Source organism: Pantoea sp. T14 (assembly GCF_036663535.1).
Taxonomy (GTDB): Bacteria; Pseudomonadota; Gammaproteobacteria; order Enterobacterales; family Enterobacteriaceae; genus Pantoea; species Pantoea phytostimulans.
Genome location: NZ_JAWUEB010000027.1, coordinates 768,703 through 784,493, shown reverse-complemented (window position 1 = coordinate 784,493; position 15,791 = coordinate 768,703). Strand labels below are relative to the sequence as shown.

At 51.0% G+C, this 15,791-nt stretch carries 18 protein-coding genes; 8 read left to right on the top strand and 10 right to left on the bottom strand.

What is annotated here, in order from left to right; translation table 11 throughout:
* Nucleotides 1–270 precede the first annotated feature (270 nt).
* Complete coding sequence (bhsA, locus tag SC127_RS21745) at nt 271–528, top strand: multiple stress resistance protein BhsA (RefSeq protein WP_215846784.1); 258 nt, start codon at nt 271–273, stop codon at nt 526–528.
* 25 nt (nt 529–553) lie between these two features.
* Entirely contained in the window at nt 554–811 is a 258-nt protein-coding gene (bhsA, locus tag SC127_RS21740) for a multiple stress resistance protein BhsA (protein ID WP_332628053.1), read from the top strand.
* Between the two features lie 60 nt (nt 812–871).
* Here bhsA (SC127_RS21740) and SC127_RS21735 read toward each other — a convergent pair whose 3' ends face one another.
* From SC127_RS21735 to SC127_RS21720, 4 genes are all read right to left on the bottom strand, one after another.
* A complete protein-coding gene (locus tag SC127_RS21735) occupies nt 872–2,056 on the bottom strand; it encodes a sugar transporter (protein ID WP_215846786.1) in 1,185 nt (394 codons plus the stop codon).
* Between the two features lie 174 nt (nt 2,057–2,230).
* On the bottom strand, nt 2,231–2,773 hold the full coding sequence (gene cybB / locus SC127_RS21730) for a cytochrome b561 (protein ID WP_215846787.1): 543 nt from the start codon (nt 2,771–2,773) through the stop codon (nt 2,231–2,233).
* 114 nt (nt 2,774–2,887) lie between these two features.
* Nucleotides 2,888–3,145, bottom strand: a complete 258-nt coding sequence (locus SC127_RS21725) for a hypothetical protein (RefSeq protein ID WP_332628051.1) — start codon at nt 3,143–3,145, stop codon at nt 2,888–2,890.
* A 170-nt stretch (nt 3,146–3,315) separates the two neighbouring features.
* A complete protein-coding gene (locus SC127_RS21720; protein ID WP_332628049.1) occupies nt 3,316–4,566 on the bottom strand; it encodes an MFS transporter in 1,251 nt (416 codons plus the stop codon).
* A 93-nt stretch (nt 4,567–4,659) separates the two neighbouring features.
* On the opposite strand from SC127_RS21720, the gene SC127_RS21715 reads away from it, so the two are divergent.
* The 4 genes from SC127_RS21715 to SC127_RS21700 all read left to right on the top strand — a co-directional run bounded on the left by SC127_RS21715 (nt 4,660) and on the right by SC127_RS21700 (nt 9,288).
* On the top strand, nt 4,660–5,556 hold the full coding sequence (locus SC127_RS21715; RefSeq protein WP_332628047.1) for a LysR family transcriptional regulator: 897 nt from the start codon (nt 4,660–4,662) through the stop codon (nt 5,554–5,556).
* A gap of 127 nt (nt 5,557–5,683) precedes the next feature.
* Nucleotides 5,684–6,901, top strand: a complete 1,218-nt coding sequence (gene mlc, locus SC127_RS21710) for a sugar metabolism global transcriptional regulator Mlc (RefSeq protein WP_215846789.1) — start codon at nt 5,684–5,686, stop codon at nt 6,899–6,901.
* A gap of 113 nt (nt 6,902–7,014) precedes the next feature.
* Nucleotides 7,015–7,713, top strand: coding sequence for a dethiobiotin synthase (gene bioD / locus SC127_RS21705; RefSeq protein WP_332628044.1), 699 nt, complete (start codon nt 7,015–7,017; stop codon nt 7,711–7,713).
* A 198-nt stretch (nt 7,714–7,911) separates the two neighbouring features.
* Complete coding sequence (locus SC127_RS21700) at nt 7,912–9,288, top strand: nucleobase:cation symporter-2 family protein (protein ID WP_332628042.1); 1,377 nt, start codon at nt 7,912–7,914, stop codon at nt 9,286–9,288.
* Nucleotides 9,289–9,330: 42 nt separating this feature from the next.
* On the opposite strand, the gene osmV is transcribed toward SC127_RS21700, so the two are convergent.
* From osmV to SC127_RS21680, 4 genes are read right to left on the bottom strand one after another with little or no spacing between them, the layout of a single operon-like run.
* Nucleotides 9,331–10,467: an osmoprotectant ABC transporter ATP-binding protein OsmV gene (gene osmV / locus SC127_RS21695; RefSeq protein WP_332628040.1), complete on the bottom strand. Its 1,137-nt coding sequence runs from the start codon at nt 10,465–10,467 to the stop codon at nt 9,331–9,333.
* The gene (osmW, locus tag SC127_RS21690; protein WP_215846791.1) at nt 10,467–11,114 is read right to left on the bottom strand and encodes an osmoprotectant ABC transporter permease OsmW; all 648 of its coding nucleotides are present in this window, start codon (nt 11,112–11,114) and stop codon (nt 10,467–10,469) included. Before osmW ends, osmV begins: the two co-directional genes overlap by 1 nt.
* 9 nt (nt 11,115–11,123) lie before the next feature.
* Nucleotides 11,124–12,035 (bottom strand): glycine betaine ABC transporter substrate-binding protein, encoded by a 912-nt coding sequence (locus SC127_RS21685; protein ID WP_442955765.1) that lies wholly within the window; start codon nt 12,033–12,035, stop codon nt 11,124–11,126.
* An 18-nt stretch (nt 12,036–12,053) separates the two neighbouring features.
* Nucleotides 12,054–12,770 carry an ABC transporter permease gene (locus tag SC127_RS21680; protein ID WP_215846793.1) on the bottom strand — a complete coding sequence of 239 codons (717 nt, stop codon included), beginning with the start codon at nt 12,768–12,770 and terminating at the stop codon, nt 12,054–12,056.
* A gap of 389 nt (nt 12,771–13,159) precedes the next feature.
* Between SC127_RS21680 and SC127_RS21675 the strand changes: the two genes are divergently transcribed.
* Complete coding sequence (locus SC127_RS21675) at nt 13,160–14,626, top strand: MDR family MFS transporter (protein WP_332628038.1); 1,467 nt, start codon at nt 13,160–13,162, stop codon at nt 14,624–14,626.
* A gap of 29 nt (nt 14,627–14,655) precedes the next feature.
* Here SC127_RS21675 and SC127_RS21670 read toward each other — a convergent pair whose 3' ends face one another.
* Both SC127_RS21670 and SC127_RS21665 read right to left on the bottom strand, forming a co-directional pair.
* Nucleotides 14,656–14,952, bottom strand: a complete 297-nt coding sequence (locus tag SC127_RS21670) for a DUF1161 domain-containing protein (RefSeq protein WP_332628036.1) — start codon at nt 14,950–14,952, stop codon at nt 14,656–14,658.
* 51 nt (nt 14,953–15,003) lie between these two features.
* Nucleotides 15,004–15,327, bottom strand: a complete 324-nt coding sequence (locus SC127_RS21665; protein ID WP_215846796.1) for a DUF1283 family protein — start codon at nt 15,325–15,327, stop codon at nt 15,004–15,006.
* A gap of 131 nt (nt 15,328–15,458) precedes the next feature.
* Between SC127_RS21665 and SC127_RS21660 the strand changes: the two genes are divergently transcribed.
* The gene (locus SC127_RS21660; protein WP_215848277.1) at nt 15,459–15,785 is read left to right on the top strand and encodes a YnfA family protein; all 327 of its coding nucleotides are present in this window, start codon (nt 15,459–15,461) and stop codon (nt 15,783–15,785) included.
* The last annotated feature ends 6 nt before the right edge of the window (nt 15,786–15,791 follow it).

The following is a 15,791-nucleotide window of genomic DNA, read 5'->3' as shown; positions in this document are numbered from 1 at the left end:
ATAAATTACCGATCATTAACTTAATTAGCAAGGTGCTCTGTCAACGGGCTGTAAACGCGTTGCCAATTTGTGCCTTACCGCAAACTATCCGCCCCAATGGTTAAGTGAAAATCCACGCTAAAGCCCATAATCACGCCACTTCGCGATTAAAATAACGCTCATTAAATAAATATTGACGACAACCGAGTAACAGGTCTATCATTTATTTAACGGTCGTTAATTAAATGGCGACAACGATTTTTAAACCTCATTCGTAAGCGAGAAAATATTATGAACAACATCAAATTCACTCTGGCAGCGGTTGCACTTTCTACTCTGACTTTTGGTGCTTTTGCTGCAGAACAAGTTTCCAGCGATCCACTGAACCAACAGCAGGTCGGTACCATTTCTGTCCAGGCCGGTAGCAGCCTTGACTCGGTTGAAGCGCAATTGAATGCGAAAGCAGACGCAGCGGGTGCCAAATCATTCCGCATTATCTCAACAACCGGTCAGAACAAATTGCACGGCACTGCTGTGATTTATCAGTAATTGAAGAATTGAGAAGGGGTTCGTTATGAAAAAGCTACATATTGCCTTGATGGCAATCGTGCTAGGCAGCGTCTCGTTTGCCTCGCTAGCTGCGCAGGAAGTGAGTCATACGCCATTAGATCAACAGCAAGTGGGTGTGATTAGCGCCACCGGCAGCACTAATCTCACTTCGCTTGAGCAACAGCTCTCCGAGAAGGCCAGCGATGTGGGGGCAAAGTCTTTCCGCATCACTTCGACCTCTGGCAACAACAACCTGCATGGCACAGCCGTTCTTTATAAATAAACAGTGATAAATAAGTCACTAAGCAGGCTTCAGATAAGGAAACTTATCTGAAGCCTTTTTTTAGCCGTTTGAACGTAACTGCGGATAACGGCGGAAGATATAGACACACCAGAGCAGCGCAACCAGACCAATTATCCCGCCGACATTCCCTACATCAGCCATACGCATATGCAGGCTAACCTGGTTGCCTAACAGTGCACCGGCACCAATGCCAATGTTATAGATGCCGGACATTAATGACATGGCGACGTCCGTCGCATCAGGCGCCAGCGAAAGCACCCGTACCTGCATTGCCAGACCAATCATCATCATCGACATGCCCCAAATTACGCACAATGTCGAGATAGCTGCAGGACGAACCGCAGCAAAAATCAGTAATCCCATGCACAGCGTAATCAGTGCTACCGCCGAAATTAACAGCGCAGACGGAAATTTATTACCCAGTGAGCTAAACAGGATGCTGCCCAGAATACCCGCCGATCCAAACAGCAGCAGCAGCAGCGTGGTAAAATTCTCACCAGAGTTCGCCACCACCTGCATAAAAGGCTCGATGTAGCTGTAAGCGGTGTAATGCGCCGTCACAACTAAAGTAACCAGCACATACATACTGACTAACGCCGGGCGGCGAAACAGCATTGGCACGCTGCTGAGAGAACCGGTGTGTTCGCTTGGCAGGCGCGGCAAAATGCGAGCCAGCATGATCATCAACACCAACGCGGTAAGGCCAATGATGCCAAACGTTGTGCGCCAGCCAAGGTATTGCCCAACGACGCGTCCAATCGGCACGCCTAATACCATCGCCAAAGCAGTTCCGGTCGCTAACATGCTCAGCGCCTGTGTTTTCTTGCCCGCAGGTGCAACGCGGATCGCCAGTGAGGCGGTGATCGACCAAAAAACCGCGTGTGACAACGCAATGCCGATACGAGAAACAATCAGCGAGGTAAAGTCCCAGGCGAAAGTTGTCAGCACATGACTCACGATAAAGATGACAAACAGCACCGCCAGCAGCATGCGCCTTTCAACGTTGCGCGTTAGCAGCATCAACGGCAATGAAAGCAGCGCGACGACCCACGCATAGATGGTCAGCATGATGCCAACATCAGCGGTTTTCATCGAAAAGTCGGCGGCAATATCAGACAACAGGCCAACAGGCACAAATTCGGTGGTGTTAAAAACAAACGCAGCGATTGCCAGCAGCACCACGCGTAGCCAGGCCGTTTTACGGGAAACAGTTATTGATTGCATGAGGAGTCAATTAGTCAGAACAGCGAAATTGGATGACGTTGAGCATCCAGTGAAAGTGACTTGCGTCACAATTTAGCGACTATTGTGGATGAAGAATGCGGATTACGAAACCTTGAAATCCGCTTTTATTATTGAATATTTTTTATCGCCCCCAGTGAAGGCGATAGCCTGAGGTTATCTACCGCGCCGTTGACCCGGCATCATGCGCATCAGCGTGTTGTCTTTCAAAAGATAGTGATGAAACAGTGCCGCAACAACATGCAGCCCTACCAGCCAATAACCCAACGGTGCCAGCGTTTCATGCCAGTCGATCAACGTATCGGATAAATCGACGTTGGGTTCACTGGCAACCGGCATCGACAGGCCAAATAACCACCAGTCGCGACCACGCAGATAACGCGAAGCGAGCCCTAAAATCGGCAGCGAGATGAACAGGGCATAAATTAAGGTGTGAGTGAGATGCGCCAGTCCTGTTTGCCAGCGCGGCGCGGGTGGCAAAATCGCCGGGCTGCGATGGCGTATGCGCAGAAATAACCGGGAAAGCATGATAACCAGTACCGTCGCGCCGGCACTAAAATGCGTAACAATTAGCGTATAACCTTGCCACGAACCACGCTGGGCAAAGCCGCGAAGTTCGATAGTGCTGTAAGCAATAACAATGAGAAAGAAGGTAAGCCAGTGTAAGGCAATCTGTGACGCCGCAAATTTTTCCCGCATGTTAAATCCGAACAAAAAGAATCAAGAAGCCTAACATAGCGGAAACGGATGTAAATGCTTAACAAATTGACACAGCAGCAGCGATAGTAGCCTGCCGTGAAGGGCAGGCTACTATCAGAGACAGACCATATGCTTTAGTCCCACGCTATTCTGGATGTTCAGCTTTTTTTTTAGCGTGACGGGACAGCAGTTATCGCATCCTAATGCATTGGGATAATATTTGCGTGCTTGCTGAATAGCGGCTGTTGGGGCGTAAAAACTGCCCAGAAAAAGTCGTCCCGCCTGGGACGGCAAGTATTTGCACCCTGAAGCATGGACCACATGGTTATCGTTATACCCTGATTGTTTATTGACGTAATAGTAAAGAGCCATAGGGCATCCTCATTGCTGTTAAAAAATGAAAAATTACATTTATCGTTGGAATGGAATCGATTATAGCGAGGAAAATACGTTTTGTTTCATTTGGCCCTGATAACCTAACAATTTATCGTCTGGCGATCAAAAAAGGGCGCTTGCGCGCCCTTTGTAAGAGATTAATTAAATTACAGCTTTCGACATTGCAACCGTCTGGCGACGAGTAAGGCAAGCAACAGCAATACGGTGATGAAAAGGGTAATGCCTGTCCAGCCGTAGCGATGCCAGAAAAGCCCGCCCAAGGTTCCGGCAACACTGGAACCCAAATAGTAGCTAAACAGATAGAGTGATGAGGCCTGACCTTTGGCACGGCGGGCGCGAGGACCAATCCAGCCGCTGGCAACAGAGTGTGCGGCGAAGAAGCCCGCCGTGAACAGCATCATGCCAATCAAAATGACCCAAACAGAACTGAAAGCCGTAATAAGAAGCCCGGTCAGCATAATTGCTGTAGCGCCGAACATCACCGGTCCACGCCCCAGTTTGCTGGTCAGCGCCCCGGCTTTGGGAGAGCTCCACGATCCTGTCAGATAAACCACAGACAATAAGCCGACCACTGCCTGACTCAAGTGCCACGGCGCACCCAGTAACCGATAGCCGATGTAATTGAACAGGGTCACAAAGGCACCCATCAGTAGGAAGCCTTCAGCAAACAGCAGCGGCAAGCCTTGATCACGCCAGTGCAGGCGAAAGTTAATGATCAGGCTGCGTGGACGCAGTGAGGCGGGACGAAAATGGCGGGAAGCGGGCAAAATTTTCCAGAACATCACCGCAGAAGCCAGTGCAAAGCAGCCAATCACTGCAATCGCAATCCGCCATGAGTAAAAGTCTGTTAACACGCCGCTGATCAGGCGGCCACTCATGCCACCAATCGAATTACCGCTGATGTATAACCCCATTGAAAAAGCAACCATGCGGGGGTGGATCTCTTCACTCAGATAGGTCATTCCCACCGCAGCAACACCGCTTAACGACAGACCAATCAAAGCGCGCATCAATAATATGCCGTGCCAGCTGGTCATGGTCGCAGAGATAAGCGTACAAATAGCGGCCAGCATTAACGCGGTCACCATCACCGGTTTCCGTCCAATGGCGTCAGACAGCGGGCCCGTTACCAGCAAACCTAATGCCATTAAACCGGTTGAAATCGACAGAGAGATACTGCTTGCAGCGGGCGAAACGCCAAATTGCTGGGAGAGAACCGGCAAGATAGGTTGAACACAGTAAAGGAGTGCAAACGTGGCTAAACCGGCAGAAAACAGCGCCAGAGTCACACGCATAAATTGCGGCGTTCCGCGTTCTATCCATCCTGACGTCGAGACGGAAGCGGGCGAACGGGGTGATTCATCATCAATTATCACCGCCTGAGAAGAGCGACTCACGGAAATACCTCCTTTGTTCCTGATGCGTCAACTCTAGAAAAGCTGGATTAGGTTGTCTAATATATTAATAATCTCAAATAAGATGTTTGGCATATGAATATAGAGTTACGTCATCTCCGATACTTTATCGCTGTGGCCGAAGAGCTGCATTTTGGGCGCGCCGCACAGCGCCTGAATATTTCTCAACCGCCACTGAGTCAGCAAATTATGCAGCTAGAGGCGGAAACCGGCGCGCAACTGTTTAATCGCACCAACCGCAGCGTAAAACTCACCGCCGCTGGACAGCAGTTGTTGTCAGATGCACGCGCTATTCTGTTGCAGGTGGAGCAAGCGGCAGAACGGGCAGCACGCTTACATCGTGGTGAGGAAGGGGAGTTACGTATTGGTTTTACGTCCTCGGCGCCTTTCACGGGCGTGCTTTCCAATGCGTTGTATCAGTTTCGCCAGCGTTGGCCGAAAGTGCATATTCAGATGCAGGAAATCAACACGCGCCAGCAGTTAGCCCCGCTACATGACGGTCGGCTTGATTTAGGTGTTATGCGTAATACGCCGCTGCCGGGCGATCTCCGTCATCAACTGCTACTCAGTGAACCGCTTTACGCTGTGGTGCATTGGGCCCATCCTTTGGTGGATGCGGACAAAATCTCCATCAAGGCTTTAGCGTCTGAACCTTTTGTCTTTTTTGATCCTCAAGGGGGAACCGCACTTTACAGTGAAATCCTGGCGCTGCTGCATCGTTATCAAATCAAACCCTATATCACGCAGGAAGTCGGCGAAGCCATGACCATTTTAGGGTTAGTTGCCACAGGCTTAGGCGTGTCGATTTTACCCGCTTCGTTTCGGCGCGCACGTCTAGCCGATGTTGTGTGGTTACCGCTGGAAGAGCCTGATGCGTTATCAGAACTGTGGTTGGTCTGGTCAGGGGAGCGCGAAATAAATGCGCAAATGGATCGAATGATGCAGCTACTGCGGCGTGACTTTGCGGGGTAATCCCTCTTTCCCATCAGCAATGTGTGCGACAAATCACATTTCCAATCAAATATTTGACGCTCAAGGCTAATCTGCCGCACCATATCTCATGTTTATTTAGAAGCGCGAAAATAACCGGGAGCAGGGTGTGAACCTGGACAGTCAACCTGGCCACATTGACCAAATTAAGCAGACTAATGCAGGCGTCGTTTACCGATTAATTGATCTTTATGGTCCCATTTCGCGTATCGAACTCTCTAAACGGGCACAGCTCGCGCCAGCCAGTATTACCAAAATTGTGCGTGAAATGTTAGAAGCGCATTTGGTGCAGGAAACGGAATTTCAGGAGCCAGGAAGCCGTGGAAGGCCTGCAATTGGCTTGATACTGGATACTGTCGCCTGGCACTATCTGGCGATCCGCCTGCATCATGGTGAGATGACCATGACCCTCCGCGATCTCAGTAGCCGTTCACTGGTTGAAGAGATCCTGCCGTTACCGGAAGAAACTCAACAGCCGTTACTGGCCTCACTTGTGAATGAGGTGGATGCGTTTTTCATTCGCCATCAGCAAAAGCTGGAGCGTTTGACGGCAATTGCGATCACGTTGCCCGGACTGATCAATGCGGCATCTGGCGTGGTACATCGTTTACCCGGCTATGCTGTACAGGATATGCCGCTCGGTGAAGTGCTTGCAGCCCGTACCGGGCTACCGGTTTTTATTCAGCATGATATTTCCGCCTGGACTTTAGCAGAATCACTGTTCGGTGCTTCACACGGCGCGCAGGATGTCATTCAGATTGTCATTGATGAAACGGTCGGTGCAGGCGTGATCAGCGGTGGTCAGCTACTGCATAAAAGAGGCAGGGCGTTAGTCGAAATCGGTCATACTCAAATCGATCCATACGGTAAACAGTGCTATTGCGGCAATCATGGCTGCCTGGAAACCGTCGCCAGCACCGGCAGTTTGCTGGCGCTGGTCACACAGCGATTAGCATCGCAACTCGACAGCACGTTGCATCAGCAACCGCTGACGCTGGAATCGCTTTGCTCGGCCGCACTCGCGGGTGATCGACTGGCATGTGATGCTATTGCCAGTGTCGGCCATCACGTTGGCCGCATGTTAGCTATGATGGTTAACATCTTTAATCCGCAACAAATTCTTATCGGTTCACCGCTTAATCAGGCTGCTGAAGTCTTATTCCCCGCAGTAAGTAGCACCATTCATCAGCAAGCCTTACCCGCTTACAGTGCCGAAATTAATCTGGCTACAACCGAATTTCGAGAGCCCGGAACATTAGGTGCCGCCGCTTTAATCAAAGATGCGCTTTACAGTGGATATTTACTGGTGAAGCTATTGCAAGGTTAAGCCTGACTTAACCTTGCGCTAACGCAAGTTGCGTCGCGAACCCTTTCCTTACTATGCCTCTTCGTACTTATGTTCATTGTCGACTGGACAAACCAAGTCTGAAGGAGGATGGGGTGAAAACACTCTTTGTCACCGGCACCGATACTGCTGTTGGGAAAACGGTAGTATCGCGCGCGCTGTTGCAATGTTTTACGCAGGCGAACCTGAGCGCAGTGGGTTATAAACCCGTTGCACGCTGTGCCGCGTCTACACAGAACGGCCTGAGAAATAAAGATGCTTTAATTCTGCAAAGCGCGTCCTCTCTTGCGCTTCCTTATGAAGCGATCAATCCACTGATTTTCGAGGAAGAGGAAATCTGCATCCACCCACACAACAGCATCGATTATGCTCAACTCACTAACGGCTTAAACAGTTTGCAACAGCAAGTCGATCGGGTTGTTGTTGAAGGAACCGGCGGCTGGCGTAGCCTGATGAACGATGAACGGCCGCTTTCTGCTTGGGTAGTCGAGCAGCAACTCCCGGTTGTCATGGTGGTGGGTATTCAATCGGGTTGCATAAGCCATGCACTGTTAACGGCAGAAAGCATTGTCCGTGACGGTTTACCCCTTTTGGGCTGGGTAGCAAATCGCATCAATCCTGGCCTGGCACACTACGCGGACATCATTGCTGTTCTCCGCGCCAAAATTGCCGCACCTTTGGTGGGCGAGCTTCCTTATTTGCCCCGCCCAGAGCAACGCGATCTCACCGCTTACCTGGACATATCATTATTACTTGAGGCAGGCGTGCACAGTATAAGTGCAAACAGCGCCTAGCCCTGCAACAAATGGCATCAAAAAGCAGCACGGTGAACGTAAAGTTTCATGGGCGTCGTGCTGTTTCTTCTGAATAATTTCTCATATTTAACAATAACCTGATTTATTTTCAGCCTGTGAGCTGACGGTGTGGCGCAAAAAATGCATTAGCAGCTTTGATAAATAGCACAGCTAATAACTATTTGCCGGAGCACCATTATGTCGCAATCGCACGAGAAAGGTTTGCTGTACGGGCTTGATGCTCGGATCGGGCCTGTACCCGCTTTTTTTGCCGCGCTACAACATGTTTTGGCCAGCGTGGTCGGAATCATTACGCCGCCGTTGATCATTGGGTCGCTATTAGGGCTTCAGGCCTATATCCCTTATCTGATCAGTATGTCTTTGCTGGTCTCTGGCTTGGGTACGTTTATTCAGGCGCGCCGTTTTGCGGGTATAGGTGCAGGCATGATTTGTCTACAGGGCACCAGCTTCGCTTTCCTTGGCGTGATTCTCTCTGGCGGATTGATGGTGAAAGCGCGGGGTGGCTCACCGGAAGAGATTATGGCGATGCTGTTTGGCTGCAACATGGTGGCAGCCTTCATTCCTATACTGTTAAGTCGCTGCGTCAAACAATTGCGTAAAGTGCTAACGCCCGTGGTCACGGGCACGGTTATTACGTTGATCGGTATTAGCCTGATAAAAGTCAGCATTACCGATTGGGCGGGAGGACATAACGCGCAGGATTTTGGTGCGCCCGGTAACTTAGCATTAGGCGCATTAACTTTGCTGGTGATTGTGGCATTGAATCGCTCGCGTAACCGTTGGGCCCGCTTAGTCGCTGTGGTGGTGGGGATTACTGTGGGATGTATCGCCGCTGCGTTGACGGGGCACTTGCAAGTTAAGCCTGCCGTTGAAACCGCTTGGCTGGTGATGCCTTCGTTCTTCAAATTCGGTTTTAATTTTGACTGGACCCTCTTTGTGCCGATCGCGCTGGTTTCTGTGATCGCGGTGATAGAAGCGGTAGGCGATCTCACTGCCAACTGTATGTTGTCTCAGCAGCCAATTGTGGGCCCTCAGTTTCAACGGCGGTTAGAGGGCGGCATTATGGCGGATGGCATTAGCTGCATGCTGGCTGCCATCTTCTCCGCCTTTCCCAATACCACTTTTGCGCAGAACAACGGCGTGATCCAAATGACCGGCGTTGCGAGTCGTTACGTGGGTATGGTTTTAGGCTTGATGCTGGCGCTGTTGGGGATCTTCCCGGCGATTGGGTCGCTGTTGCAGCAGATTCCGCCGCCGGTTTTAGGCGGGGCAACCATTGTGATGTTTGGTAGCGTGGTCGCGGCAGGCATTCGTGTGATGACGCAAACGCCATTAGGCCGACGCGAAATGTTAATTGTGGCCATCTCTTTTGGCATTGGCTTAGGCGTTGAGGCGGTACCCGATGTGCTGAAACAGTTCCCTGTGCTGATCACTAACCTGTTTGGACATGCTGTTACCACAGGCGGTATTTTAGCCATTCTTCTTAACATTATTTTGCCTACTGAGCAGGGCACATTACCGTTAGCGGAAGGCGAAACCGTAAAAGAGCAGTAAGAAAAAGGGCCGTTATGGCCCTTTTTTGTTTTTGAGTTTACATCAAGGATTCAAGCGGCGGCGCGTTCGTCCAGAGCTCAGATAATCCGCAATATAATCTTGCGAAATTTCTCCGCTATAACGTCCATCCTCATCCACGATAGGCATCCACACTGTGTTGTGCTCGTAAAGCTTAGAGAGTACCACGCGCAGGTTTTCTTCTGCTTTACCGGTCACTTTAAAGGTGTTCAGGATGTCTTCGCAGTTTCCGCTGGCGTTGCGTGCCTCGCGACGCTTCACAAAGCCCAGAGGTTTACCATCATTATCGACCACCGTAATAGACCGCATGTCATTGTCATCCATCATGCCAAAGGCTTCTGACAACGGCGTCGAGCGTCTAACGGTAATCGTCGGCTGTTGATCGGTAACATCACCTGCTTGCACTAACAGCAGGCGTTTCAAGGTGCGGTCTTGGCCCACAAACGACCCCACAAACTCATTAGCCGGTGTTGCCAGCAGTTCATCCGGGCTGGCGCACTGCACAATTTTGCCCTGACCAAACACCGCTATTCGATCACCCAGTTTCAGCGCCTCATCAATATCATGACTCACCAGCATCACGGTTTTTTTCAACTGGCGCTGCATATCAAGAAATTCGTTTTGGATCACTTCACGGTTGATGGGGTCGACAGCGCCAAAAGGTTCATCCATCAGCAACACCGGTGGATCCGCTGCCAAGGCACGAATCACGCCGATACGCTGCTGCTGTCCGCCCGACATTTCACGCGGATAGCGATGCAGGAACTTGGTTGGATCCAGCGCGACCATGCTCATAAGTTCAGTTGCGCGCTCATGGCAACGTTTTTTGTCCCAGCCCAGCATGCGCGGTACGACCGTGATGTTTTCCTCAATGGTCATGTTGGGGAACAGACCAATTTGCTGAATCACATAACCAATGTTACGGCGTAACGTTGTGGTGTCCTGCGTGCTGGTATCTTCGCCATTAATCAAAATTTTCCCGCTGGTGGCAGGAATAAGGCGGTTGATCATTTTTAAGGTGGTGGTTTTGCCGCAGCCTGAAGGGCCAAGCAGCACACACATTTCCCCGGCAGGGACTTCAAGACTGACGTTATCCACGGCTTTCATGGTAGTGCCGTTCTTTTGCGTAAAGGTTTTCGTCAGGTTTTCCAGTTTTATCATTATCGAATCCCCTTAGGAGTCAGCGCCAGCTGCAAACGATGAAGCAGCCAGTCAAGAATAATGGCCAGCAGGCAAATCATCAGCGCCCCGGCAATCAACATACGAATATCACTGCCGCTGATCCCATCCAGCAGCAACAGGCCAAGACCGCCTGCGCCAATAACTGCGGCAATCGCCATCACACCCACGTTCATCACCACAGCGGTACGAATCCCGCCAAAGATCACCGGCAGCGCCATAGGAATTTCTACCCAACGCAGACGTTGCCAAAAGGTCATCCCGATACCGCGTCCTGCTTCACGCAGGCCCGGCGGCAGGTTTTCCAACGCTGTGTGGGTGTTACGCACAATCGGCAGCAGAGAATAGAGAAACACTGCGGTAATTGCCGGTAATGCGCCAATGCCTTGCCCAATCATGGAAAACAGCGGAATCATCAGGCCAAACAGCGCAATGGTTGGAATGGTGAGCACCACCGTAGCGATGCCCAATACCGGCGTAGCGAGCCATTTAAAACGCACAATCAAAATGCCAAGCGGTACGCCGATGACGATGGCAAAACCAACGGCAACCAGCACCAACCAGGTATGTTGCCAGGTGAGGTTAAGCAGGCTATTCCAGTTATGCATGATGTAGTGAAGGGTATCCATGATGCCTCCTTACAGCATGTGTTTTGAGTTAAGAAATTCGCGTGCCACCTGTTGCGGTGACTGATGATCAATATCCACGCGCTTGTTCATTTCGGTAATCGCTTCGTTGGTCAGCAGTGGAGTAAGCTGATTCAATGCGTCTTCTAAACCGGGATGGCTCTCCAGAACATCTTTCCGCACCACCGGCGTCACGTTATAGCTCGGGAAGAAATGTTTATCGTCTTCCAGTACTTTCAGGTCGAAGCCTTTGACGCGCCCGTCAGTGGTGTATACCAGACCTGCATCGACAAAGCCGTCACGCACCGCGTTGTAAACCAAACCCGGATCCATTTGACGGATTTGTGGGCGATCCAGTGGCATGTTGTAGGCTTCCTGCAAAGGCTTCATTCCATCCGAGCGCCCGGCAAACTCCAAATCCAACGCTAACCGCCAGTTTTTGTCAGGATCGGTTTTACGTACTTGCTCCAGCTTCGCCACCATTTGAGACATCGAGGTGATCCCCTCTTTTTCCGCCCGCGAACGCTGCATAGCGAAGGCATAGGTATTGTTCATCGGGGCGGGATTGAGCCAGACCAGACCCAGTTTGGCGTCGAGCTGTTTCACGGTGTTATAGGCATCTTGAGACGACATCGGTTTATTGATGTGGTTAAAGATAATCAGCGATGTGCCAGTATATTCCCAGGTCATATCAATCTGTTTATTAATCATGGCATTACGGCCAATCGTCGTAGCGATGTTACGTTTCGGCACGACCTGAAAGCCTTTCTTTTGTAGCCACATTACCGTCATTGCAGAAAGAATATGCTGCTCGGTAAAGCTTTTCGTCGACATCACGATCGGTTCAGCGGCATGCGCCGCCTGACTCATCGCCAGCGTTGCCGTTAGGGCGAGGGCGGTCTGTTTTATCCAACGCTTCAGCATCACAAAGCTCCTTAAATGTTATGCCGCAGCGTGCGGGCTGAGATAACGTCCCAATGCTGCCAACAGCATGTCTAAAACCAGCGCAACCAAAGCCGTGGCGACTGCGCCGAGAATTAAAGTAGGGAAGTCGTTCAGGTAAATACCGGGGAAGATCAGTTCGCCAAAACTGCTGGCACCGATCAAAAAAGCCAGCGGAGCGGTGCCGACATTGATCGCCGTTGCAATACGCACACCGGCTAAAATCACCGGCAGCGCATTAGGCAGTTCAACCTGGCGCAGGCGCTGGAACTTGGTCATGCCGATGCCGTTCGCCGCTTCAATCAACGATGCAGGCACGGCGCTCAGACCAGAGAAGGTATTACGCACAATGGGCAGCAGCGAAGCCAGGAACAGCGCAATCAACGCGGGACGATCGCCAATGCCGATCACGACCATTGCTAACGCTAATACGGCCAGCGGCGGCAACGTATTACCGACATTAAAGATTTGCATGACGTATTCAGCCCAGCGACGGGCAAAAGGGCGGCTAAGGATAATGCCGCTGGGAATGCCAACCAGCAGAGCGAACAGCATTGACCAAAACACCAGGAAAAGATGTTGTTGACCGAGGTAGAGTAAATCGACTTTGCGCGCGACCAGCGTGTCCCAGCCAATCCCCCAAACCAGCACAGCCAGCACGATAACGACGGCAAGCAGCGCAAGACCGGCGCGTTTGGCCAGCGAAGCATTTTGCATAAGGTGAGTCTCCCTGTTTATTCAGTCGATCTCATTTGTTATGGCAAAGAGTGACAGCACAACAAAAGCTAAAAACGGGCAGAAGCTTCCAATACTGTGTCTGTCGTAAATCGCAGATAAAAAGTGTGCTTATCTGCTCTTTTTCAGCGGGGAGCGAAAAAGTTGCTTTATTTCTATAGCAGCGCAAAGCGAAGCGCGCTAGTTTTTATGGGCAAAATCAGTCAGATAGAACACCTTGAAATGCGAGCTGATCCCGCGTAATCACTGACGATAGGCGACAATAAAAAAAATTCATCGACTTAACGTGACGCTGTCACACAACGAGCGCACTAAGAGGAAACCCTTTACGCCTTTTATGCGCTAGCCTTGCTGCATAAAAAAGGAGAGTTATGACTGAGAGCGCACAACTTCAAACGGGTCAGCGTCATTGGGTTTTGATTGCCTGCATGCTGGCGATGTTTATGGCGGCCATCGAGGTAACGATAGTTGCTACGGCTATGCCAACCATCATTGCTGAACTGGGCGGTTTTTCGCAGTTCGGCTGGGTTTTCTCTATCTATTTGCTCACGCAAGCCGTTAGCGTTCCTTTATATGGCCGACTCGCGGACATGTGGGGACGTAAAAAGATGCTGTTTATCGGCACCGCCATTTTTCTTATCGGCTCCATTTTATGTGGATTTGCCCACAGCATGACCTGGCTCATTCTGTTCCGTGCTTTTCAGGGTTTAGGGGCTGGAGCCATCATGCCGCTTAGCTCAACCATCGTCGCGGATATTTATTCTCCACGTGAACGCGCCAGCGTGCAGGGTTGGTTATCCAGCGTCTGGGGCGTGGCGGCGATTATTGGCCCGCTTACCGGTGCCTGGCTGGTTGAGCATTTCAGCTGGCCGGTGATTTTCTGGGTCAATCTCCCCATTGGGGTGATCAGCATGTTGATGCTGGCGCGCTGGCTTCCCGCTCATCAGCAAGATGAAAAGCCACAACCGCTTAATCTGGCCGGTAGCGCATGGTTGATGTTATGCGTAAGTGCCTTATTAATTGCACTGCTTCAGGCGGAGTTACTGCGTTATTGGCTGCTGCCTTTTGTTGCACTGTCACTTTTTGCTGGCTGGCAGCTCAAGCGGCATGAACAGCGGGCTGAAGCCCCTTTATTTCCGATAATTATCTGGCGTAGCCGACTGATTATTGCCGGTAATGCAGGCAATTTAATTATTGGCGCGGCGATGATGGGGATCAGCGCTTTTTTGCCCACCTGGATCCAGGGCATTACCGGCGGCACACCTTTAGCCGCAGGCAGTGCGCTGGCGATGATGTCGATAGGTTGGCCGCTGGCCAGCACGCTCAGTGGCCGATTAATGCTGCATACTTCCTACCGCTTTACCGCTCAGCTGGGCGCATTGCTGCTGATTGCCGGCAGTGCGTTGCTGTTGCTGCTGCAAACAGGCAGTTCAATTTATCAGTCTGGATTGACTGCGTTTGTGATTGGCACCGGGATGGGCATGACCAGCACAACCTTTTTGGTTTCGGTGCAGAATCATGCAGATTACGATATTCGCGGTATTTGCACCGCCTCGATCATGTTCAGTCGTATGATCGGCTCCGCAATTGGTACAGCTATAATGGGCGCGGTGCTGAATATCAACCTGGCGTGGCGATTACCGCATGCACAGGATCCGGTACAGCAAATCATGTCAGAAGAGACGCGCAAGGCCTTACCCGCCGACACATTGCATCAGATGGTGCAGGGCATTGCAGTGTCGTTGCATTGGGTATTTGTGGTTGCGTTGTTGATTGCAGCGTTGTCGCTGTGGGTAGCCTGGTTGATGCCGCGTCAGCGGCCAGAACATGCGGAGTAAAGCAAAGGGCGACGATGTCGCCCTGAATATTACTGCGCTGGCGAGTCTTGTGAGCTGCCTGCGCTGTCGGGCACGCTGGATTCATCGTCCCGGCTGGTTTTCTTATAAACGATTTTCTGTGTGTCATTTTCACAGTGACCGACTACCTGGCCGCCTGCTTGATCAACCTGATCATTAGCCACGATGCCTAACGTGAAGCCTGACTCAGGAACACCGTTTTGAATAATTTTCTGGGTGATATCCGCTTTCACCGATTCACATGAAGCCTGTGCCAGTATTGGCACGGCAAGTAACGCCGCTACCCACCATCCAGTCTGTTTCTTCATTACCTTCTCCTTATGTAACAGGTCCGTCATTACTATAGCAGCGGAATGTAATCAGGGTGCTATGGGACGACCAGAACGACGATCAAGGCAACGCAGGGTGTTCGGTTCCCAATATGCATTGAGATTCAGGCTCTGTTCGCACTTATCGCGGGTATCAAATGCGGTATCTGTCTTATCGAACTCTTTTTCCACCCGCGAATTAACTTTGTTACGCAGCATACGCGTGTCGTTCCATTGCTCTTTACTTTGACGCGCGGCTTCATTGCTCGCAGCGCTGCTGCCATCTTCAATAATCACCCGATTAGTGGTGGCGCTAACGCTAAATGCGGAAGCAGAAAGCAGAGCCACCATCAGGGCTGGAATCAATTTTTTCATGATATTTTCCTTCGGTTAACGCAGACAGTGCCCACAGTAACGGCTGTTGCCACGGATTTGCATAGTATATCATCGCCATTTCTTCGCTCACCAGCGATGAGCGTTTTGTTTACTGTTATGAGAGTAAAATGCTGATTAAAACCGCGCTGCTGTTTTTCATTACCGCACTGGCAGAAATTATTGGCTGTTTTTTGCCATGGCTATGGCTAAAAAAGGGCGCTTCGGTGTGGTTGTTGATTCCTGCGGCGGCGAGTCTGGCGCTGTTTGTCTGGTTGCTGACACTTCATCCGGCAGCCAGTGGGCGTGTTTATGCGGCCTACGGCGGCGTGTATGTTTTAACGGCGTTGCTGTGGCTGCGTGTAGTTGATGGCATAAAGCTGAGCGTGTGGGACTGGAGCGGCGCCGCCATTGCTTTTACAGGCATGCTGATCATTGTGATGGGTTGGGGACGCGCCTGAAAAGAG